The sequence below is a fragment of the Chitinophaga pendula genome (genome assembly GCF_020386615.1).
Classification (GTDB): domain Bacteria; phylum Bacteroidota; class Bacteroidia; order Chitinophagales; family Chitinophagaceae; genus Chitinophaga; species Chitinophaga pendula.
The window spans coordinates 6,531,664-6,554,357 of the sequence record NZ_CP077769.1 but is presented as its reverse complement, the minus strand read 5'-3'; the positions used below and the strand labels follow the sequence as shown (position 1 = coordinate 6,554,357).

18 protein-coding genes are annotated in these 22,694 nt (G+C 48.5%); 9 read left to right on the top strand and 9 right to left on the bottom strand.

What is annotated here, in order from left to right; genetic code table 11:
• Positions 1–146 precede the first annotated feature (146 nt).
• From KTO58_RS24600 to KTO58_RS24575, 6 genes are all read left to right on the top strand, one after another.
• Positions 147–1,769 (top strand): M28 family peptidase, encoded by a 1,623-nt coding sequence (locus tag KTO58_RS24600; RefSeq protein ID WP_198315125.1) that lies wholly within the window; start codon positions 147–149, stop codon positions 1,767–1,769.
• A gap of 48 nt (positions 1,770–1,817) precedes the next feature.
• On the top strand, positions 1,818–2,231 hold the full coding sequence (locus KTO58_RS24595) for a hypothetical protein (protein ID WP_095836861.1): 414 nt from the start codon (positions 1,818–1,820) through the stop codon (positions 2,229–2,231).
• Positions 2,232–2,237: 6 nt separating this feature from the next.
• Positions 2,238–2,924, top strand: coding sequence for an NUDIX hydrolase (locus KTO58_RS24590; RefSeq protein ID WP_095836862.1), 687 nt, complete (start codon positions 2,238–2,240; stop codon positions 2,922–2,924).
• A gap of 382 nt (positions 2,925–3,306) precedes the next feature.
• Positions 3,307–4,206, top strand: coding sequence for a pantoate--beta-alanine ligase (locus tag KTO58_RS24585; protein ID WP_095836863.1), 900 nt, complete (start codon positions 3,307–3,309; stop codon positions 4,204–4,206).
• Positions 4,207–4,235: 29 nt separating this feature from the next.
• Positions 4,236–5,654, top strand: coding sequence for a nicotinate phosphoribosyltransferase (locus KTO58_RS24580; RefSeq protein ID WP_095836864.1), 1,419 nt, complete (start codon positions 4,236–4,238; stop codon positions 5,652–5,654).
• Positions 5,655–5,740: 86 nt separating this feature from the next.
• Positions 5,741–7,327 (top strand): class I SAM-dependent methyltransferase, encoded by a 1,587-nt coding sequence (locus tag KTO58_RS24575; protein ID WP_095836865.1) that lies wholly within the window; start codon positions 5,741–5,743, stop codon positions 7,325–7,327.
• 179 nt (positions 7,328–7,506) lie between these two features.
• On the opposite strand, the gene KTO58_RS24570 is transcribed toward KTO58_RS24575, so the two are convergent.
• The 8 genes from KTO58_RS24570 to KTO58_RS24535 all read right to left on the bottom strand — a co-directional run bounded on the left by KTO58_RS24570 (position 7,507) and on the right by KTO58_RS24535 (position 18,793).
• On the bottom strand, positions 7,507–8,349 hold the full coding sequence (locus KTO58_RS24570) for a M57 family metalloprotease (RefSeq protein ID WP_095836866.1): 843 nt from the start codon (positions 8,347–8,349) through the stop codon (positions 7,507–7,509).
• Between the two features lie 532 nt (positions 8,350–8,881).
• Positions 8,882–9,709 (bottom strand): hypothetical protein, encoded by an 828-nt coding sequence (locus KTO58_RS24565; RefSeq protein WP_095836867.1) that lies wholly within the window; start codon positions 9,707–9,709, stop codon positions 8,882–8,884.
• 228 nt (positions 9,710–9,937) lie between these two features.
• Positions 9,938–13,108: an efflux RND transporter permease subunit gene (locus KTO58_RS24560; RefSeq protein WP_095836868.1), complete on the bottom strand. Its 3,171-nt coding sequence runs from the start codon at positions 13,106–13,108 to the stop codon at positions 9,938–9,940.
• 170 nt (positions 13,109–13,278) lie between these two features.
• On the bottom strand, positions 13,279–14,340 hold the full coding sequence (locus KTO58_RS24555) for an efflux RND transporter periplasmic adaptor subunit (protein ID WP_095841407.1): 1,062 nt from the start codon (positions 14,338–14,340) through the stop codon (positions 13,279–13,281).
• Positions 14,341–14,418: 78 nt separating this feature from the next.
• Positions 14,419–15,780 carry a TolC family protein gene (locus KTO58_RS24550; RefSeq protein ID WP_095836869.1) on the bottom strand — a complete coding sequence of 454 codons (1,362 nt, stop codon included), beginning with the start codon at positions 15,778–15,780 and terminating at the stop codon, positions 14,419–14,421.
• A 31-nt stretch (positions 15,781–15,811) separates the two neighbouring features.
• A complete protein-coding gene (locus tag KTO58_RS24545) occupies positions 15,812–16,426 on the bottom strand; it encodes a TetR/AcrR family transcriptional regulator (RefSeq protein ID WP_095836870.1) in 615 nt (204 codons plus the stop codon).
• A gap of 23 nt (positions 16,427–16,449) precedes the next feature.
• On the bottom strand, positions 16,450–17,073 hold the full coding sequence (locus tag KTO58_RS24540) for a TetR/AcrR family transcriptional regulator (protein ID WP_095836871.1): 624 nt from the start codon (positions 17,071–17,073) through the stop codon (positions 16,450–16,452).
• Between the two features lie 460 nt (positions 17,074–17,533).
• Positions 17,534–18,793, bottom strand: coding sequence for a pyridoxal phosphate-dependent aminotransferase (locus KTO58_RS24535; protein ID WP_095841408.1), 1,260 nt, complete (start codon positions 18,791–18,793; stop codon positions 17,534–17,536).
• 594 nt (positions 18,794–19,387) lie between these two features.
• On the opposite strand from KTO58_RS24535, the gene dnaN reads away from it, so the two are divergent.
• The 3 genes from dnaN (at position 19,388) to KTO58_RS24520 (ending at position 22,094) form a co-directional block, all read left to right on the top strand.
• Positions 19,388–20,506: a DNA polymerase III subunit beta gene (gene dnaN, locus KTO58_RS24530; protein ID WP_095836873.1), complete on the top strand. Its 1,119-nt coding sequence runs from the start codon at positions 19,388–19,390 to the stop codon at positions 20,504–20,506.
• A gap of 369 nt (positions 20,507–20,875) precedes the next feature.
• A complete protein-coding gene (locus KTO58_RS24525) occupies positions 20,876–21,715 on the top strand; it encodes a sterol desaturase family protein (protein ID WP_095836874.1) in 840 nt (279 codons plus the stop codon).
• Positions 21,716–21,839: 124 nt separating this feature from the next.
• The gene (locus tag KTO58_RS24520; protein ID WP_095836875.1) at positions 21,840–22,094 is read left to right on the top strand and encodes a DUF308 domain-containing protein; all 255 of its coding nucleotides are present in this window, start codon (positions 21,840–21,842) and stop codon (positions 22,092–22,094) included.
• 37 nt (positions 22,095–22,131) lie between these two features.
• Here the strand turns inward: KTO58_RS24520 and KTO58_RS24515 are convergent, their stop codons facing one another.
• On the bottom strand, positions 22,132–22,626 hold the full coding sequence (locus KTO58_RS24515; RefSeq protein ID WP_095836876.1) for a lipocalin-like domain-containing protein: 495 nt from the start codon (positions 22,624–22,626) through the stop codon (positions 22,132–22,134).
• Positions 22,627–22,694 lie beyond the last annotated feature (68 nt).

The window sequence follows — 22,694 nt, the reverse complement described above, 5'->3', positions numbered from 1 at the left end:
CATACACAGGCCAACAAAGCCCCTGTAAGTAATTACTGCAGCTGTCATAACAATCTCACAATTAGTTCTTTTGGTCATCCCCCGCCGACTACCTAATTTTGCCCGGGTGAACCATTCCCCACTCTTACCTAAATAAGATGACCGTGATGAAAAAGAGCACCTGGCTGTTACCACTGCTATTGGCAACCGTTACTGTACAAGCCCAGAAAAAAGCAGACCGTAAAGCGCTGAATAACCTGCAATCCCATATTAACTATCTCGCTGCCGATAACCTGGAAGGCCGCCGTACAGGCACCGCCGGCGAGCAACTCGCTGCCGCCTACATCGCCGCACAGATGAAACAGGCCGGCCTTCAACCCAAAGGCGACGATGGCTACCTGCAAACATTCCTGGTAAGAGAGGGGAAAGACATCGATGCCGCTACCACACTCGACATCAATCACAAACAATACACACCGGGTACACATTTTATACCGCTGCCCTTCAGCGCCGCCAAACGCGTAAAAGGCGAAATCATCCCCAACGTAAATGAACCGGAGAACATCTGGCTCATCGACGTAGCAGATTTCATCGGCAGCAACCCACACGCCAAACCCCTCGAACGCTACCAGCAACAAGTAAAAGAAGCGGTCAAAGACCAGGCGACCGGCGTCATATTCTTCAATGGCAAGGAAACCCCTTCCGAAGTACGGCAATGGCTGAATGAAAATACCACCCCGCTGAGTATACCGGCCATATGGACCAACGATGAACTGGGCAAACTGCTCGGAGCAGAAGATGCCAACAGCTTCGTCGTGAACATGGAAGTGGCCCTCAAACCCACCAAACGCACCGGCACCAACGTAATCGGATACATCGACAATGGCGCTGACAAAACCATCATCATCGGCGCTCACTACGACCACCTGGGCTATGGAGAAGATCATAACTCCCTCGCACCAAACGACAAGGCCATCCACAACGGCGCCGACGACAACGCCAGCGGTACCGCCGCCCTGCTGGAACTGGCTCGTATGATCAAAGGATCTAAACTGCGCAATAACAACTACCTGTTCACCGCCTTCTCCGGCGAAGAACTGGGACTCTTCGGCTCCAAGTTCCTGACAGAACATAGCCCCATCGATCTCAAACAGGCCAACTTCATGATCAACATGGACATGGTAGGCCGCCTCGATGCTACCAAAGGATTACAGATAGGAGGCATCGGCACTTCCCCCACCTGGAGTACACTACTACAGGTAGCCCCCAAAAACCTGAAAATAACTTACGACTCCTCCGGCACCGGCCCCTCCGACCATACTTCCTTTTATCGTAAAGAAGTACCAGTACTGTTCTTCTTCACCGGCAGCCATGCAGACTATCACAAACCAACGGACGATGCAGACAAGATCAACTACGAAGGCGAACTGTCCATCATCCGCTTTATATACGACCTGATCGCTCAAGCTAATGACCAGCCAAAACTGGCCTTTACCAAAACCCGGGAAGTACAACAGGCTACCGCCGGCGCCCGCTTCAGCGTAACACTGGGCATCATGCCCGACTACACCTATACCAAAGGCGGTATCAGGGTAGATGGCGTATCCGAAGGTAAAGCCGCCCAGAAAGCAGGCCTCGCTACCGGCGATATCATCCTACAACTCGGTACCCTGAACATTTCCGATATGGAATCCTACATGAAAGCCCTCGCTAGCTTCAAAAAAGGAGACAAAACAACCGTTAAGATCAAACGGGGAAATATAGAAAAGACGCTGCCCGTACAGTTTTAATAGCAAAAGGCTTGGTGATGTACGACTAAAATTTATACCTTGCAGGTTATGCGCATTGTCACCATCATTGCTGCCGCGATCATATTGTTCGCGTGTAATCAAAGCCGTAGTAAGGGACCGGACACGTCTGCATACGACGTAGTCGCGGAGAAAAGTTATGTGATCCGGAACATCAAACCCGTTGCTGGTGATAGTCTGGTAGACGCCATCCGTGCAAAACAGCAACAGCTGATCGCCTTCCTGGAAAAGCATCAGTTCGTACGCCATGTGGCAGCTAAAGACAGCCTGGTATTCCGCCGCAGCAACGGCCAGGAAGTACTGATAGAGCTGCCTGTACCCGAGGATGCCTGGAGCGCAAATACCATCATTGCGTTCGACCCGGCCAAAAATCCGCTCTTTATCAACCTGCATAAAGACTCGACACAGATCGAGCATTATTTAAAACAAGCAGACAAGCGCTAATCAGCCTTGAGTATAGAACAAGAAATAAAACTTAGTGTGGACGCCGTGGTGTTTGGTTACACCGCCCGCGAACATATATCCGTACTCCTCATCAAACGGACCATACCGCCATTCCAGCACAGCTGGGCCTTACCCGGTGGATTCGTCAAAGACAACGAATCCCTGGAAGAAGCCGTCACCCGCAAGCTGCTGAACGAAGCCAGCGTAAACATCAACTACCTCGAACAACTCTATACCTTCGGGCTGCCACAACGCGACCCCAGAGGCAGGGTAGTATCCGTCGCCTATTTCGGACTGGTCAATCCTACCAACTTCAAACTGTCCGTCAGCACAGAAGTAGAAGATGTGCAGTGGTTCAACATCAAAGAACTACCCGACCTTGGCTTCGACCATGCCGACATCATCGACCTGGCCGTACGCCGCCTGCGCACCAAGATCCGTTATGAACCGATCGGCTTCGAACTGCTGGACAAGAAATTCCCGATAGTAGACCTGGAAAAACTCTATGAAACCCTGCTCGACAGAGCCATAGACCGCCGCAACTTCCGCAAGAAAATAGCCCACCTGGGCATCCTGATAGACCTGGAAGAGAAACAGAAGCAGCCATCACAAGGGCGACCGGCTGCCTTATTCAGCTTCAACGAAAAAGAATATTTCCGCCTCAAACAAGAAGGCATCTCATTCGAGATATAAGTGCACAAAACGGCATACCCTGCCCGCCTGCCACCTGCATGTCCACGACTTAGCCGCAGGACTGGCAGCATCTTTGCACCGGCATTGGCCGCCGGCGTCAGCCCATCGCAGTATACCCGCAAAATTGCCGGCCAATGCCAGCAACAACCGGGATCGCCTCCCGGCGCTAGAGAGTAAGATACCCCCGTATCTATGGCTACCACTTAAGCAGGAATATAGCTTGATCAATAGGGGAGAATCGGTTCACGAATAGTTAAAATACTGATAAACAATATATTAAACACAGTGCAGGTGTATTTTGTGTATTTTATACAAAAAATATTTGGACCACACAGAAAGCTAATCTATATTTGTGTCATAAATACACAAAACGGTTGAAACGATGACTACACTTAAGCCAACCGGCGTTATTATTGCCCGTTTTCAAACTCCTTCTTTACATGAAGGACACCTGGAACTGATCCGCCAGGTAAAACAACAACACAACCGCACGATCATTGTGCTGGGGGTGAGCCCGGTGAAGGGCAGCCGTAAAAACCCGCTCGACTATTACACCCGCGAGCGGATGATCAAACAGTTATTCCCCGACATCATTGTGCTGCCACTAAGCGATCAGCGTAGCGACAAAGCCTGGTCGCACCGGCTGGACGAGCTGTTGCTCAACAGTTTTCCGCAGGAAAGTTTCGTATTGTATGGTAGCCGGGACAGCTTCATTCCTTATTACAGCGGGCGTTTCAGTACGGCAGCGTTGCCGCCGGTGCAAGACTATAACGCCACCGAAATGCGGGAAGCGATCGCCGACAAGGTATTCGATACCGAGGAGTTCCGTGCCGGTATCATCTACAACACTTACAACCAATATCCTAAGGTATACCCTACGGTAGATATCGCGGTATTCCGGCATAACAAACAGGAGCTGCTGCTGGGTCGTAAACCCAACGAAGACACCTGGAGGCTGCCCGGCGGCTTTGCCGACCCGACAGACACCAGTTTCGACAGCGCTGCCCGCCGTGAACTACAGGAAGAATGCGGCCCGCTGGAAATAAGTGCCATGCAATACGAACTATCTACCCTGGTAGACGACTGGCGCTATCGCTCAGAAGTCGATAAGATCATCACCACCTTGTTCAGCACCGACCTGCTGTTTGGCACGCCCACACCGGCGGATGACCTGGAAGTACTACGCTGGGTCGCTATCACAGACATAACTGCTATGATCGAACAAGGCCAGATCGTCAGCACACACATCCCGATGCTGCAACACCTGGCCGACAAATACTAATACTGTCACAACGTCTAAATCCACGAATCATGACCAAAGAGAACCTCATTCTGCTAGCCGATGCCTACAAATATTCCCATGCTAAATTATACACACCTGGTACTGAATACATCTATTCCTACATGGAGAGCAGGGGAGGGAAGTTTCCGGAAACCGTCTTCTATGGCTTACAGTATTTCCTGAAAGAATACCTGGAAGGGGCGGTGATCACCAAAGAGAAGATAGACGAAGCCGAAGCCATGCTCGTACAGGTATTCGGACGTACCGATGTATTCGACCGTACTAAATTCGACTATATCATAGAAAAACATGGCGGCCGGTTGCCGGTACGTATCAAAGCGGTGCCAGAGGGTACTACGGTAGGTGTACGCAATGTGCTGATGACGATCGAGAATACCGATCCTGCCTGCTACTGGCTGACCAACTTCCTGGAGACCCTGCTGATGCAGGTATGGTATCCTTGTACGGTGGCGACCGTGTCCAGGGAGATCAAAAAGGTGGTACAGCAATACTACGAAGCTACTGCCAGCGCTGCCGCCTTTGCCGGGATCGACTTCGTACTGAACGACTTCGGCTTCCGGGGCGCCAGCTCCGTAGAGAGTGCCGGCCTCGGTGGTAGTGCACACCTGGTGAACTTCTCCGGTAGCGATACGCTGGCCGCCTCCGTATTTGCCCGTCGTTACTATGATGCGCCTGTTGCCCCGGGCTTATCCATCCCCGCTACAGAACACAGCATCTGCACCTTGCTGGGAGAAGAAGGCGAACTGGAAGTATTCCGGCATGTACTCAATACCTTTCCTACCGGCACGATCGCCTGTGTCTCTGACTCTTACAACATATTCAGGGCTTGCAGCGAATACTGGGGTACGGAGCTGAAAGAACAGATCCTACAGCGCGATGGTACGCTGGTGATACGCCCCGATAGCGGCGATGCCGTAAAGACCCTCCTGAAGGTATTTGAAATACTGATGGACAAATTCGGCTACACCGTAAATGAAAAAGGATACAAGGTATTACCACCGCAGGTACGCGTAATACAAGGTGATGGCATCAGCTACTCTTCTATACCGGGTATCTATGCTGCCCTGCAACAGGCAGGTATCAGCGCTGAAAACCTGGTGCTGGGTATGGGCGGCGCCCTCCTCCAGCGGGTAAACCGGGATACGCAGGAATTTGCTCTCAAATGCGCGCATGCAGTGGTGAATGGTAAGGATATAGATGTACAGAAGATGCCAGTGGAGCTGGATGCCAATGGCCAGCTGCGTACCTCCTTCAAACAATCCAAAGCAGGACGCCAGCAGCTGATCGCAACTGCCGACGGTTATAAGACCATCCGGGCCGGAGCGATCGCCGACGCCCATGATGCACTGGAGACCGTGTTTGAGAACGGCGCCCTTGTAAAGACTTATACTTTCGATGATATCCGCAGCAGGGCTGCTCTAAAATAGTTGTTTTAGTATCACCATCTGTTTGTACACTGGGGGGCAATGTTTCAGGACATTGCCCTTTTGTTTTTACACCTTAACTTCACCCTATGTATTTACTCATACCAGGCCGTCATCATTTACTGACCGATTTTCAGTTCAAATACCTGAACCGTCTTATTCAGCGCAAATTAGCAGGAGAGGTACCCGTACAGGGAGCGCCTTTGCCTGCACAGGATATTACCGCTATTATCTTCGCGGTGACCTCTGCCAATCACCTGGGTACCAAACGTAACCCGGTGCCCTTTTACCTGCGTAGCATGATCATACAGGAGTTCTCCAAATACCTGGAAGTGCCGGTGTATGTATATGGGGTAGATGATGTAGGCGTGATCGGCGACTTTGCAGAATATACGATCAAGACGATACGGCATGCCAGCGAGGGCTTGCATCCCCTGACACCGGATAATACCGTGGTGATCTGCTCCACTCCCGTAAAGGATATGTACCTGCAACGGCAGTATACGGTGTTGCCCGCCGAATGGGATGTACATACGCAGACTTACAACCAGCCGATGCCCTGGGATGTGGTCAAACTGATCGCCAATACTACAGAGTGGCGACAGGACCCGCAGATACTGGAGCTGATGCATCCGGCATCGTTCAAGATATGGAGCTTGTATATGCTGGGGGAAAAGGTAAAACATATCCTGACAGACCCTATCATTGGTGCAGATGGTGACCTGACAGCCACGCGCGACTACAGCGTGTATGTAAGACAGATGGATGAGATCGCGGCGATGAAGTACCGGGAAACGGCTCCTTTCGTACAGCCGGGTAAGATCGGTGATATTGGTTGTGCGGCAGGCTCCTGGCTGAAGATGGCAGGAGAGGATGCGCGCCTGCATGAATGTGATTTCTATGGAATAGAAGTATCGAGGCATTTGTATGATATCTGCCTGCAACGTAAACATAATGGCGAGTTCGCCAATCCTTCGGTATTCTTCTCCCAAAAGAATGCGGTAACCAGCCTGGTATTTGATCCCGGTAGTATGCATACGATACATACTTCTTCGCTCACACATGAGATCACCTCTTATGGTAGCATTGCAGACCTGGAGGCGTTCATTCGTAATCGTTATGAAGAGCTGGCACCGGGTGGGGTGTGGATTAACCGGGATGTGACAGGGCCAGACAATAAGGAAGAGGTGGTGTGGCTTTGGCTGAATGAGACGGATGGCGCTAATGAGCTGCCGGATCCCGCCATTACAGATACGCACCTGCTGGCGGAGGCATTGGGCCAACTATCTACACGTGCCTTGTTCCGTCGCTTTGCGCAGGACTTCCGGCATGCGGAAGGTTATCACCTGCAGCATGAATGGGTGGAGATGGGCGGTACTACTTACTGCCGCTTGTCGATGCAGGATGCCTGTGAGTTCCTGTTCAAAAAAGACTACCAGGATAACTGGCTCAGCGAAATGCATGAGACCTTCTGTTTCTGGAACTTCGAGGATTGGAAGCAAGCGCTGGAAGCCACCGGCTTTCATATAGATGCCCGTTCCGGAAGTTATCGTAATGAGTGGATCGTGCAGAACAGATTGGTGGGCAAAACGCAACTGTTCCGGCAGCAGGAGGATGGTACGCTGGTGACTATTGACTTCCCGGTGTCGCATCTGTTGTTGCTGGCCAGGAAGTAAAAGCGGATGGTACGCTGGTGACTATTGACTTCCCGGTGTCGCATCTGTTGTTGCTGGCCGGGAAGTAAAAGCGGATGGTACGCTGGTGACTATTGACTTCCCGGTGTCGCATCTGTTGTTGGCCGGGAAGTAAAAGAGGGCCGGCCTCTCAAGAAGCCGGCCGGTGATGGTGATGATGCTTATTTATACAGATAATTGAGTGCCTTGATATCATTCGAATTGAATGAGTAAGTGCTGGAGGTCAGACAAGCGGTCATCCAGGAGGAGGCATCTGCACCGGAAGGTGTGCCAGGAATCTGGATCGCGCCTACGCCTGCATCGCCTTCATTACCTCTGTTGGCTACCGGGCAGCTGCGGCGGCTGAAGTAGTCGGTATGTCTGAAGCCGATAGCGTGGCCGATCTCATGACGCATAGTAGCTGCGATCATAGCTACAGAGCTCCTACCTAAAGCCCGGTCGTTCATATTCAGTTTGAAGCCGGCTGCAGGATTGCCAGATAAGTCCGGGAAGCCTGCGGATATACCCAGGGTGGTAGTACCATCCGGGTTAAGACCCTGATTCATGGACGTGATCGTAATGGAAGGAGTGCCACTGGAAGCACGGGCGAATTTCAGGCGCAAGCCCAGATCCTGGTAGCTTTTTACTACCTGATCCAGTGCGGTGGAGAAACTTGCCGGGAAATTACCGCTCAGGCCAACGGTGATGGTCCTGGGCAGGCCGGTAACAATTCTGGTAGTATGGTATTGCTCTTCTTTGGCTACTACCATACGGGTACCGTCCTGTGAAACACCATTGAGATCTTCTGATGTAAGCAGGATATCATTTTCAACAATGTAACCTTCTTCTGTTTTTAATACGCCCACTGTGCTGAACCCCAGGGATTTTATCTTACTTAATACGTCTGTAGATATGGGATTAGTGTTGTTTAATGGGGGCTGTTCGGGTGTTACATCTTTTTTACAAGCAGGCAACATTGCTCCCGCGATTGACAAGGTCAGCAGCGCTAACTTAACGGCTTTCATAAAATTGTTTGTTTTTAAAAGTGGAATGATGCCCACCAGCTGGTGATTTGGGTTGTTGCCTGCTGCAGCAGGCTTTCGGTAAAAAGATACCCGCAATAATGTTTTTTTACCCTTAACACATACTTTTTTTACAGGAAATTTTCTAATTGGGCATAACTAGTTTAACATCAGGATATGCCCTGATGCAAATGATATGTGTAGTGTATGTAAAGCTAGGGGAAAATAAGGGCCAGTTAAGGCCCTTGTGTGTTGATTATCAACTGTTCACTGTTAATAATCAAAGTTAGGACTAATCTGAACACGTCAGCCGTACTCTATTCTCTAATACGGATACTTTATTGCAGATATAAAGTGTGTAATGAACACCTACAGGTGCGAACATACATTATGTACATACTGTGCATGTGTATATAGGGTATCTGCGTTGTGTATGTATATAATGTATGTACATCGTCATTCCTGCTTTTGTGATTACACAGCAGACAATATTTGAAATGAGCAAGGGTAGGATAGCAGCGTGTAGTGTAATGGATCAGGTGCCTGCTTCGAGTGCGGGCATCAGTTCGAAGGGTTGTTTGCAGTGCGGGCAGGCGGCTTGCCCGAACAGTTGGGCGACTATTGTTTCATAGTCTTCAATATCGTATCGGATAGCAAAGTCGGCCATCCAGAAGGGTGCGTCGATACGATTGTAGGCGCCATTCCAGTTATCGAGATCGATAGGTTGCGGGGCAACCGGGTGTTTTTCCTGTTCTTTATGGAATACGGGATCTTCTCCGTAGGCCTGCAACCGGTTGCTTTCATTCCATATGAACACTTCACCTTGGCAATGGGGGCAGAGGCATACGTATTCATCTTCGTTGTAGATGATCAATGCTCTTGCGATGGCTTTGCTGCCGCTAACAGCTGCGATGGTAACGAGCAATTGTTTTTTGTCTTCCGCGGTCAGCTGATTATCTCTGTCGAGCAAGGTGAGACAATACTGCTGGAGTTGGGAGGCCGTGTTGCGATAGGCATCTCCTATTGTTTGCAGTAGGGCGGGGTCGATCTTTTTGTTCTTGCGGAGGGCGTCGTATCCATCGGTGTGGTCACCGTAATCGAAAGCGTATACACAGGCAAAGAATCCGCAGAGGTCGAGGATGCGCCCATGTTCTTCTTCTTTTTCCAGCAGGGAGTAGAGGTGGGGAACGGCGGCCAGCGTAGCATCGTAGATGGTGTACTGGTGGCAGAGCATCCCATAAAAGAGATCATCGGCTTCTTCATGTTGTCCTGCTATCAGCTGATTGATCAGGCCAGGCACATCATCTGTGGCACCATAGGCATGGTGCAGGTGTTGCCAATTGGTATCGGAGAGTGATAGCATGAGTAGTGGATTAGTTGTGACATTTCTTCAAACATTCTTCTAAAAGATAGCCTAAAATTACTGATTGCCAAGATACTTTCTCATTCCGGGTAGTTACAAGCGATTCAATGCCCGTCTTTTCCTGAGTTTGCTGCAAAAAGAAGGCCGGAATACGATTATTCCGGCCATTTACCTAAACCTACAACTGTTACACTGTTAGTAATTTAATATGCGTTCAATATTTTCTATTTAGTTAAGTGATACTTCCTGCTCTTCGTAAGGCGCCACCATACGCTGGCGGATGAGTCGTTTTGCAGAGGTTTTACCCCATCCGAAACGGTTCATGATGCTGTCGACTACGCGGTATACTACCGGTACTACGATCAGGGTGAGGAACATGGAGCTGATCAGACCACCGATGATCACCCAGGCGAGACCATTCTTTACGGCGGCTACGCCACCATGTGCCAATGCGATGGGCAACATACCGATCACCATAGCGATGGTAGTCATCAGGATGGGTCGTAGACGGGCGTGGTTGGCCAGTAACAGTGCTTCGTTGGTATCGTGGCCCTGTTCTTTCATCTGGTTGGTAAAGTCCACCAATATGATAGCGTTCTTGGCTACGAGCCCGATCAGCATGATCATACCCAGGATGGTAAAGATGTTTAGGGAGTTGTTAGTGAGCGCCAGTGCCAGGAGGGCACCGATGATCGACAACGGAATGGAGAACATCACCACGAACGGGTAGATATAGTTATCATACAAGGCCACCATGATGAGGTATACCAGCACGATGGATATCAGCAATGCGACACCGAGTGTGCTGAAGGAGTCGCCCTGGTTTTCGGCATCGCCACCGAATACATAGCTGACGCCTGCAGGTTTGGACAAGGATGCCAGCTTTTGGGTGAACTCCTGGGTAACGGTACCAGCGGGGCGGCCTACTACCTGTGACTGTACAGATACGGAGGCGTTTTTATCCCTTCTTTCCAGGTGGCTGGGTCCGGAACTTTCGATCACATTGGCAAACTGGGACAATCTGATCAGTTCTCCTTTATTGTTGACGAATTGGATATTGGATACATCCTGGATGTTTTTACGGTTGAAGTCGTCGAAACGGATGTTGATATCATATTCATAGTCGCCCTGGCGGAACTTCACTTTGGCGTCGTCGGCGGTACCGCTGAAAGCGGTCTGCATGGTACCACCTACCTGATCGAGGGTGAGGCCGAGTGCGGACATTTTATCGCGGTCCACCTGTACGTTGATTTCAGGGTTACCTTCTTCCACGGACAGTTTGGCTTCGCTGGAACCTGGTATTGTTTTTACCAGTGCCAGGGCTCTTTTGGAGTAGGCCATTACGCTATCGAGGTCGCTACCCATCACTACCAGTTCTACGGGTGCTCTTTCGGCGGTACCCATGATACTTACTTTGGTCGTCTTCACTTTTACGCCGGGGAGGTCTTTTTTCACTTCGGCTTTCATGCGGGCGCCCAGTATTTCGGAGGATTCGCGTTTGCTTTCGTCTACCAGGAGTACGGTGATCTCTGATTTATAGGCCGTAGACTGAGAGGTACCGAAACCATCTTCACTGGTCTGACCTACGGTGGTGATGATACTTTTCACTTCCGGGCGGGTGGACAGGTATTGTTCCACTTTGCGGGTAGCGAGGTTCGTCTGTTCGAGGGAGGCATCCTTCGGCATTTCGAGTGCGAGGATGAACTGGCCGCGGTCACCGCTGGCGATGAACTCACCACCGATGTATCCTTTACCGATCAGCATAAAGGAGGCGAAGAGCAAGCCAACTGATACGATCAGGGTGATGGCTTTGTGTGCCAGTGCCCATTTGAGGAGGTTGGCCATCCACTCGGTGAAACGTTGCAACTGTTTTTCGAACCAGAGGATGAAGCGCTCGAATACGTTCTTACCGGTCATGTGTTCCAGCTTACCGAAGCGGGAGGACAGGAGGGGTACGATCATAAAGGAGGCGAGTAAGCTGAGCATGGTGGATATCATTACCACTACGCAGAACTCGCGCAGGATCTTGGACACCAGCTCGTTGGTCAAAGAGATGGGCAGGAACACTACTACGATCACGAGGGTGATGGAGGTAACGGTGAAGCCTATTTCTTTTACGCCATCGTAGGCGGCGCGTACCCTGTTCTTACCCATTTCCATGTGGCGATAGATATTTTCCAGTACCACGATGGCGTCATCCACGAGGATACCTACCACTAGCGACAGCCCCAGGAGGGACATGAGGTTGAGGGAGAATCCCATCATTTTCATACCGATGAAGGTAGCGATAAGGGATGCGGGGATGGAGATCATTACGAATATGGCATTGCGGAGACTGTGCAGGAACAGCAGCATCACGGCAGCCACGAGGACGATAGCGATGATGAGGTCATGCATTACGGAGTCGGCGGATTCCAATGTAAAGTCGGAGGAGTCGTTGGCCACCAGTATTTTTAGCCCGTTGCCGGCATATTCTTTTTCTATCTGAGCGATGCTTTTCTTCATTTCCTCACTTACGGTCACGGCGTTGGCATCGGTTTGTTTCTGTACCTGCATGGCGATGGAGCTGACGCCATCTACGCGGGCGATACGTTCTGCATCTTTCTGTGCATCCTGTACGTCGGCGATGTCTTTGAGGCGTATCTGGGAGCCATCGGCGGTGGTGGTGAGTACGAGGTTGCGCAGTTGATCTACGTCTTTGTACTTACCGGCGAGGCGGATGAGGATCTGATCTTTACCGGTTTTGGCTTTACCTGTCGGGAAGTCAAGGTTGGCGTTGGTGATCAGCTGTCTTACCTGGAGGATGGACAGCTTGTATCCTTCGAGTTTTTTAGGATCGATGTTGACCTGTATTTCGCGTTCCTGACCACCGATGAGGGAGATCTGGGCGACGCCCGGGAGGCGGGATAATACGGGTTGTAATTTTTTGTCGACCAGGTCATAGAACTGTTTACTATCCATGTTGGCGGTAGCAGACAGTGTCATGATGGGAAGGTCGTCGAGGGAGAATTTATTGAGGGACGGCGGTTTGGCATCACCCGGGAGGTCGGCGAGGATAGCGTTCACTTTACGCTGCGCGTCCTGGAGGGCGATGTCGACATTGGCGTCGTTATTCAATTCTACGGTTACGACGGAGAGGCTTTCATTTGATTTGGAAGTGATCTTTTTGATCTTTTCCATGGAAGCTACGGCGTCTTCAATTTTTTTGGTGATGGTGCTTTCTACCTCTTTAGGCGATGCGCCCGGGTATATGGTAGAGATGGTCACGATCGGGGAGGAGAACTTGGGCAACAGTTCATAGTTCAGCGACTTGTAGCTCATGATGCCCAGGAGCGTGAGAATGGTAAATATTACCACTACTATAGTAGGTCGCTTGATGGATATTTCTGTGATCTTCATTGTTTCCTAGTTTACTTTAGCCTGGAAATGGTGAGAGCAGGGAGCGGACAGGACCGGTAGCCATTGTGCTGTTTTTTATTTGCTGACGATAGTGTCAGTGATGATATCCTGTCTATTGGTCTTTATATATCGGCTAAGGGGCCTATCCGCTGTATCTGCTAACCAGTCTATTATTTCTGCACGATTACTTTGGATCCGTCAACCAGGTTAATCTGACCACTGGTGATCACGGTTTCTCCTTCGTTGAGGCCTTCACGTATCTCTACCTGATCGCCCAGGATGCGAGCTGCTACTACCTTGCGCAACTTAGCCACATTGCCTTCCATCACGTATATCTGGTTGCTGTTGACACCACCAACGAAAGCGGTGCGTGGGATGAGGATGGTAGGTGTTGCATCCGGCGTTTCAAAGTGCGCCGTGCCGTACATGCCTGCTCTCAAAGTTTTGTCCTTGCTATTGTTCACTTCCATTTCTACTGGGTAGTTGAGGGTGTTATCACCTTTTGCTGCGATAAAGGTGATACGGCCTTCAAAGTTGGCTTCCGGGAAGACATTGGAGGTCACTTTCACGGTCTGGCCTTCTTTGAGGTTCACCACTTGTCCTTCCGGTACGGATACGGACAATTTGAGTTTGGAAACATCTACGATATCGAACATTTTGGTACCTGGTGAGAGGTATGCTCCCAGTTCGATATATTTTTTATTGATAACGCCTTGGATGGGCGCTTTTACGTAGGTATCGCGGGTACGGCGATTGGCGGCCTCGTATTTGGATCTGGAAAGATCGTATTGGAGGCGGATATCGTCTACTTGTTTTTGGGTTACGCCCCCTGTTTTGAAGGCGTTCTCATATCTTTCTTTATCTACTTTGAGTTGTTCGAGATTAGCTCTGGCTTGCTGGAGGTCGGTATTAACGATTTCGTCGTCAATACGGGCGATGTTTTGTCCTTGTTTAACGAAGGAACCTTCGTCGACCAGCAATTGGGTGATACGGCCGGATACTTCAGCGAGGTAGGTGAGTTCGCGAACGGGCTGGAAGTTACCATTTGCGAGGAAGCCTTGAGAGAGGTCTGTTTTAGCGACTTTAGCTATCAGTACAGGTACATCTCCGCTATTGCTTTTCTTTACAAATTCGGTTTTTTCTTCGTTGGCCTTTTTGTTCGCGCCCAGCTTCCACATGATCAGGACCACGGCTCCAACAGTAATCAAGCCCCAGATAATAATCTTTTTCATGAGCAAATAGTTTCTTGTTTCGTAGTTCGTGATATTAAATGCCTGCATCCCGTGAACACAGGTCGTAGGTATTATGAATTATTGTGCCAGTGTTTTAAGCCGGCCATTTGATTTGATGATATCGAGTTCTGCGAGTTTGTATTGCAGCAGCGCTTCGTTATAGTTGTTCTGTGCTTCTGCCAGTGAGGTTTCTGCATCGAGCAGGTCTGTCAGATTGGCGAGGCCCAGGTTGTAGTTGTTTTGTGTAGAGCCATACACTTCGTTGGCCAGGTCTACGTTGTCTTTTTGGGACTGTATGGTAGACAGGTTGTTCCTTACGTTGAGTTTAGCGTTTTCGTATTCGGTGCTCAGTGCCAGGGCTGTTTCTTCTTTTTGTTTTTGCAGTTGGCGGAGGGTCACGTTGGCTTGGTTGACCCTGGAGCGGCGGGCAAATCCGTCGAAGATGGGTATGTTCAAGGTGAGTTTTACGGCAGCTACATCGTACCAATTGGTGGTAGAGCCGCCGGATTTGGATTTGAACATATCGAATTTGTCGCTGACGCCATTGTAGTTATAGCTTCCACCGATAGATACGGTAGGGTAGTATTCGGCTACGTAGGCTCTTTTCTGGAATTCCTGCAGTTCCTGTTGTTTATTGAGTAATCTGTATTCAATCCTATTGTCGAGTGTGATCCCGCCGAAATCGCTTACGGTAGCGGCTTTACTTTCGATTTCTTTGAAGGAGGTGCGAGGGAGGTCTACGTTATTTTCCATGGACATTCCCATTGCCTGTTTGAGTGTATTGAGTTGTACCTGGAATTGGTTATTCAGGTTGGTACGTTGTGTTTTATAGTTGGTGAGACTTACTTTGATACGATCGAGGTCGATCTTTTTGGCCAATCCGTTTTCGAGTTGTGAGGCGACTGTTTTCACCAGTTGACCGAGTTTGTCGATGTTGGCATCAAGTACGGTCATTTTTTCGCGTGTTACCAGTGCGTTGTAATATAGTTTGGTTACGTTATAGATGACGGTTTCTTCGGTCTGGGCGGATTGCATGCGATAGTATTCTTCGCCTGCTTTAGCGGCTTTGAGGCCGGTAAACACCTGTTGGTTGAAGACTTGCTGAGACAGTTCGGCGCCTGCTGCGATGTTGTGAGTAAGGCCAGCGGTCAGTAGTTGTGTGGTACCAGGTTGGTTAAAGAATTCGCCAGGTACGGGGAACACTGGTTTTTTGATATTGTTGGTATAAGAAGCGCTACCATTGAGTTGAGGTAGTGCTTTAGCGCGTACTTCACTGGTTTTGAAGCGGCCCATATCTTCTTCCATCCGGATCCTGGCTAGTTGCTGGTTGTTAGTCAGCGCATATTTCAGGCATTCCTGGAGAGATAGTTCCGATTGGGCATACCCGTTGTACACACCTATCCCCAAAAAAAGGATAAGTGACAATTTTAACCTTTTCATACGTTGCGTTGATTATATAATATCGTTGTGATTATTCGTCTTCCTGAATCTGGAGGTATTTGTTTGCCAGTTTGTGACCTTTAAGGGTGGCGATACCCAGGATGAAATGTTCTGTTACCTGGTGCATCACGGCATGGAGGTCGAACTGACCTACCGGAAACTGGGTGGGTTCGAAGGGTGATTCTAGCTGAAGTTGGCGCATGCGGGCTATAATATCCAATTTCAGGTTGCTACGGTACACTCCTTCGATGATACCTCTTTTCAAGTTTTCTTTAATGTTATAAAAAATACAGTCTCTTTTGAATGCTTCAATTTTGATCCAGATAGCCGGGTGATACTTTTGTATCTCGTAGAGCATGACCGGATTTACACTTTTGGCCACTACTTCTATATATTTCAGGCCGTTGATCGACTCTTCGATGGCGTTAGTTGCATTTTCCGAGTAGGCTTTCAGCTGTTCGACGTGCGTTTGTAACAATCTGTCCATTACTTCCTGTACGAGTTCTTCCTTATCCCGGAAGTGTTCGTAGATCGTTTTTTTTGATATCCCTGCTTCGCGGGAGATATCGGACATTGTTACACTTTTGATTCCATACAGTTTGAATAGTCTTAATGCCGTTTCTATTATTCTTTCTCTCACCTCCATGCCATTCGGATTTAATGGTGACGCTAATATTTCAACCCGTTGACGAATACTTCGGTCAGTAGTTTCTGTTGTTTGGATACTGCGGAGAAGTCTTCTTCATCGATATTTATCTGGTCTTTGCCTTCCAGTACGGAGAAGCGTAGACCTATCATAGCCAGGCTATACAGCTCTGCCATTTGGCGGATATTATTTTTACTGATATTGAATTCGCCGGTTTTGACTCCTACTTCGAATACTGTTACCAATAATTTGAGTTCTCTTTCTTTTACCTTCTTCATGATCTCCTCATTATGGAAGGAGGGGTCATTAAGTACTTTGAACAACTCGAGGCGGCAGAAGCGGCGGACGAAGTCGTGGCGTACGTCTATAAGGCGGAAGAGTGTTTTGGATGCTTGTTTTACATCTTCGATCTCAGCTTCCAGTTCAGAGAAGTATAGTTCGCCGATCTTTTCGAGTACGGCTATATGTAGTCCCTTTTTATCGGGGAAGTAATAATATAATGATGCTTTAGAGCAGTGCAGATCTTCTGCGATCTCGTTCATAGTGGTTTTAGAGGCACTATAGTGAGTAAATCGCTTCAGCGCAGCTTCGAGTATCCGCTCCCGCATTTCATCTTTGCTCTCGGTATGTTTACTCTCGGTATGCATTAACTTTCTGACTTTTTAAGTTACGAAGTCAAAATTAGGACCATTTTGGGAATTTGGTACCATGGGTTGACCGTTTAACACACATTTAACTTTTAGATGACAAAAGTCAAAAAGTCGAAAAGTCAGAATCATTACTTTTCACTACTTTGTATCTTATTGAAAAACAAATAGATAACACTTTTGGCACAAACTGGTGTTGGGACAAAAGGGGTGGTAAAGGCTGAAACGGCGGAAACTATTTTTACTCAGAAAACTTTCGTACGGGGGAAAAGTTTTCAAAATATGCGGGAAAAGGAGGAGAGGTCTGGGGAAAAATTGGACCGGAGGTATACTCCGGGTCTAGGTGTGATACAGGAACATTAGGGAAAAGGTGAACCGGAGGTATAGGCGACATATAATAAAGCAGGCCATTTCCGGTATTAGAAATGGCCTGCTTGTATCTAATTATCTCATAGTCAGACTATTTTAAACTTTCGAGTGCTGCTTTCAATTTTTCCAGCATAGCAGGGATCTCTTCCTTAACGCAGGTACCTACGCTGAGGCGGTACCAGGGGGAATTCCTGGCGGAGCCGAAGGCGTAGAATGGTACTACGGCCAGTTTGGCTTCATCGAGGATGTAGGAAGTAACGGCGGCCTGGTCTTCCAGTTTGGTACCGGCGGCGGTTTGTTTGCCTACGAGGTCTAGTTTGATGGTCAGGTAGATAGCTGCCTGAGGGGCGATGGCATCTACCTGGTGACCGGCTTGTTTGAGGGAGGAGAAGCCATCGTATATTTTCTGTAATCTTTCTTCTACTTCGCCTTTGAAGTGTTTGAGATAGGCGTCTACGTTGTCTTTCTGCACGAGGTAGCGGGCGGCGGCTTTTTGTTCGGCCATTGGGCTCCAGGCACCTACGTGGGAGAGGATGGCTTTCATTTTACCGATTACGGCAGCGGGGCCGAATGCCCAACCAACTCTTACGCCGGTACCGGCGAATGCTTTACTCATACCATCGATGAAGATGGTATAGTTTTTCATTTCGGGGCGGAGGGATACCGGGTTGTGGTGTTGTGTAGCACCGAAGGTGAGTACCCAGTACATCTGGTCGAACATTACGAATAATGGTTTTTCGTCGGCGCCGCGGCTTTTGTTCTCTTCGAGTACGAGGTCGCAGATCTCTTCCAGTTGTTGTTTGCCAAAGGTGGTACCGGTGGGGTTCTGCGGGGAGCAGAGGGCCAGGAGTGTTGCACCTTTGAGCAGTGGTTTAAGTTCTGCGGCGGTGGGCATGAAGTCGTTTTCCGGGGAGGTTTCGAGTACTACGTGTTCGGCTTCGAGGAAGTGGGTATAGTGGTTATTGTTCCAGGAAGGGGTTGCGTAGATTACTTTTTCGCCACGGTCTACGATGGTTCTGTAAACGGCATATATAATAGGACGGCCACCGCAGGAGATAACGATCTCTTTTGTGGGGTCGTAGTCCAGTTGTTCGCGTTCTCGGATGAAGTCTCCAACGGCGGTACGCAGTTCGAGGATACCATCAGCGGGCGGGTAATTGGTAAAATGTTGTTTATAGGCAGTGATGATCTCTTGTTCGAATTCGGCGGGGATGGGGAATACATTCGGGTCGAAGTCGCCGATCGTGAAATTATAGATCTTTTCCCCCTTAGCCTGTTTCTCCTTTATTTCACCGGCCAGTTTAATAATTTCAGAACCAATCAGTGTCTCGGCTAAATGAGAAAGTTTCATAACCATTCAAGTTTATTTGTTTAGAGATTTTTTTCGCGCCAAAAGTAACCGATCCGAAGATAATTTGAAAGAAAAGGTGGATTCTTTTTAGATTATTCAATATCTAGCACTATTCTTTAATAAAACAAAAATGAAATGTCCAAAAAACGGGCATATCCGCAAGTGCTCGCAGCAGAAAAGGGAGGGAGTGGGGGGAGGCGACTGATGAGGGAGGCAATACATGATACTTTTCAGCTATGTAATATAATTTCAGTGAGAAGGGAAAGAATGTGAAAAGTGCGGGGATAATGCGGGGATAACTAAGTGATCAATATAGACCATTGAAATTAGGGGGAATGCCAAATCTTTCTATCTTTGTTTACATTACTTTTTACATCAAGCCATACAGATTAAAAAGAGATGACAGGCGCCGGGGGCCGCGAACCCGGGGTAATGTTCCTGGTTATTTTGAATAGTTTTAATACGGGTGGGTATTGTTTGTAAGAAGTGGCTGTTGACACTTGCTTCCTTATACGGGCCTGCTTTTTTACTATCTTAGCCGATAAGTGGGTATTGCAGGGTGGCAAATGAATATAAAAAAAACACATAACACAGATGAAATTTATTGTTTCTTCCTCTACTTTATTAAAACAATTGCAACAGATCAGCGGTGTTATTAATTCCAACACTGTACTGCCTATACTGGAGGACTTCCTATTTCTGATAGACAGGAATGAACTGACTGTAGTAGCTACTGACCTGGAAACCGTTATGAAGGTAAAGCTGGAGGTAGAGGCCAAAGAAAACGGGCGTATCTGCATTCCGGCGAAGATCCTGATGGATTCTTTAAAGAACCTGCCTGATCAGCCGTTAACCTTTCACATTGACACGAACTCTTTTGCGGTAGAGATCACCTCAGACAATGGAAAGTATAAGGTGATGGGAGAGAATCCGGAGAATTTCCCTAAGGAGCCGACTGCGGATGAGACGACATCTTTCAATATGATGTCTTCTTCCTTGCTGACTGCTATTAATAAAACATTATTTGCGGTGAGCAGTGACGATCTTCGTCCTTCTATGACCGGTGTGTATTTTGAGCTGAGCACCAGCAACCTTACTTTTGTAGCGACGGATGCTCATCGCCTGGTAAAATATGTAAGAACGGATGTACAGTGCCCGCAGGCGGATACGTTCATCGTGCCTAAGAAGCCGTTGAACCTGCTGAAGACGGCATTGCCTGATAACGAAACGGATGTAAGGATCGCTTACAGCCAGAATCACTTCTTTGTATCACATGAAGGTGCGTCTATGATCTGCCGGTTGATAGATGCCCGTTTCCCGGATTACAAGGTGGTTATTCCCAAGGATAATCCATATCGCCTGACGCTGGTGAAAACTGATTTCCAGAATGCGTTGAAACGTGTGAGTGTATTTGCGAACAAGAGCACTAACCAGGTGGCGTTAAGCATTACCGGTAGTGAGCTGCAGTTGTCTGCACAGGATGTGGATTTCTCTTTTGAGGGTAATGAGCGGATGAGCTGCCAGTATAATGGTGATGATATGCAGATCGCCTTTAACGCGAAGTTCCTTATTGAGATGCTGCATGCTGCCGAAGGGGATGAGATCGGTATCGAGCTGTCCACGCCTACGAAAGCGGGTATCTTAAGACCTTCTGAGAAGACGGAGAACGAGGACCTACTGATGCTGGTGATGCCTTTGATGTTGAATAACTAGCAGTATACTGCTTTAATTTATACGGGCCGTAAGCGATCGCTTACGGCCTTTTTGTTTTATACTGCAGCGTGTAGGCGTGGGCGAATACCGTATAAATACTAATAAACATACATAAGCATATCAATTGCAGGCATCTTCGTGGAAGGCTTGTATTCTACACAGAGATTTCGTAATTTATAGCAAAGAAGCCCGGACAGACCCAATAGCAAGGCTGATTGATCAGCACAGTAATATTAATAAGCAGTAAAAAGCAGACAGTACCCGACAGGCCCAAACATTATATTACTCCACGAGCATTTTGAAACAGATTCAGCAGCTGCTACGTTAAGGCGTAGTCCAGCGTATTGTTTAAGATAATCAGACACGGTTATGGAAACATTTTTCGAAAATATTCCCTCCTGGTATCGTACAGCTATCCTGGTAGCCGGGTTAGTGGTGCTGTGGGTGCTGGAGGGGGCTATTCCGCGTTTTAGTTTTCGTTTTAACCGTTATCGTCATGCGGGCTCGAATCTTTTCTTTACACTGACGACGGCTGTGGTGAATTTTGGGTTTGCGTTCCTGATCGTTTTGGCATCGGACTGGACCAGCCGCACTCATTTTGGCGTACTTTATCTCTTTCCGTTGCCTATCTGGCTGCATGCATTGCTGGGATTATTGATACTGGATCTCATCGGGGCTTACCTGGTGCACCTGATCCAGCACAAGGTGGGATGGATGTGGCATTTTCATAAGATCCATCATATTGATAAACATATTGACGCTACGACGGCGTTGCGGCATCACCCGGTGGAGAGTGTGTTCCGGGTGGTGGCATTGTTTGTGGCCATTATTGTAGCCGGGGTGCCTATCTGGATGGTGATGTTATACCAAACGCTCTCTGCTTTTGTAGCACAGTTCTCTCATGCCAATATTAAGTTGCCAGGCTGGGTGGATAAGGCATTGAGCTGGGTGATCGTATCGCCGGATATGCATAAGGTGCATCATAGCCGGTATCAGGCTGAGACGGACTCCAATTATGCGAATATATTTTCTATCTGGGATCGTTTGTTCGGTACGTTTACGGAGAAGCCGGATACTACCAGCATTCAATATGGGCTGGACGAGTACCAGGATACACGCTATGAACAAGTGGGCACACTGTTGAAAGTGCCCTGGGAGAAGGTGCCCACGTTGCAATTGCACGATACGGCGAAGCAGGAGTATAAATAATTCAACCAAAAAAAATCGCTGAAGCAAACTGTCATCCCGATTACACCACCATGACCGGACGGATAAGTTGCACTGTAGGAGAGAGGAGCAGTATACGCATTTGAATCCTTAATCTATAAATAACATGCAATCACACATCTCCACATCCAAGGTAGCTTGTATCGTATCCCTGATTGCGGGCATATTAGCCGCAGTGTTCGCCTTTGCTACCAAGACGACACCTCATTATTCTGTGATGCTGGGCGGAGCCGCCGCTTTTGTAGGCATTATATCCCTTGTATTGGCAAGAAAGAGTACGGATGATATGCAGCTGGCCACAGCAGGATTGTTTATGTCTATTGTATCCTGTATAGTGGGATTGTGGCAATTATATCATTGACATGACCTGATCAAGGGGAGGGAAGTGTAGGGCGTGATCATGGCCGTTTTTTACTCTTCTCTTTCTCTTTAACGTATTGTTCCAGGTATCCTTCTGCGGCTTTTGTAGGGTAGAGGGTAAGGGAAGAATCTGTTAGTGCTTTGACAATGGTGGTATCTATGATATGGGCGGTATCTTTTACACCTTCTGCGTGGTTCCACAACAGTAATGTGTCGTGCGCGAGCTGCCATTTTTCATACACAAGGGTGTAGGTATTAATGGATCTCATGCTGCCATCTTTATTAAGGCGGAACCCCTGGCGTTCTTTCTCCAGTCCGGGTACGGGTTGCATCCAGGTACCTACTAACTGTGTGGGGTCGTAGGTAATGGTATCCAATGGCAAGATGCTGGTGTCTATAACGGTTACGGTACTGGTATCAGGCACTTTAAGCAGGCTGCTATCTGTGACATCCGTGGATTCCGGACCGGTCTTAGACTGACAGGCAGCCAGGAAGAGGAAGGCGATATAGTATAGATGTTTGTTATTAACCATTGGTGCATGCAATGTGACCGCTGTAAATATAATAGATTTTTGAGTGTTACGATGGAATAGCGGTATTG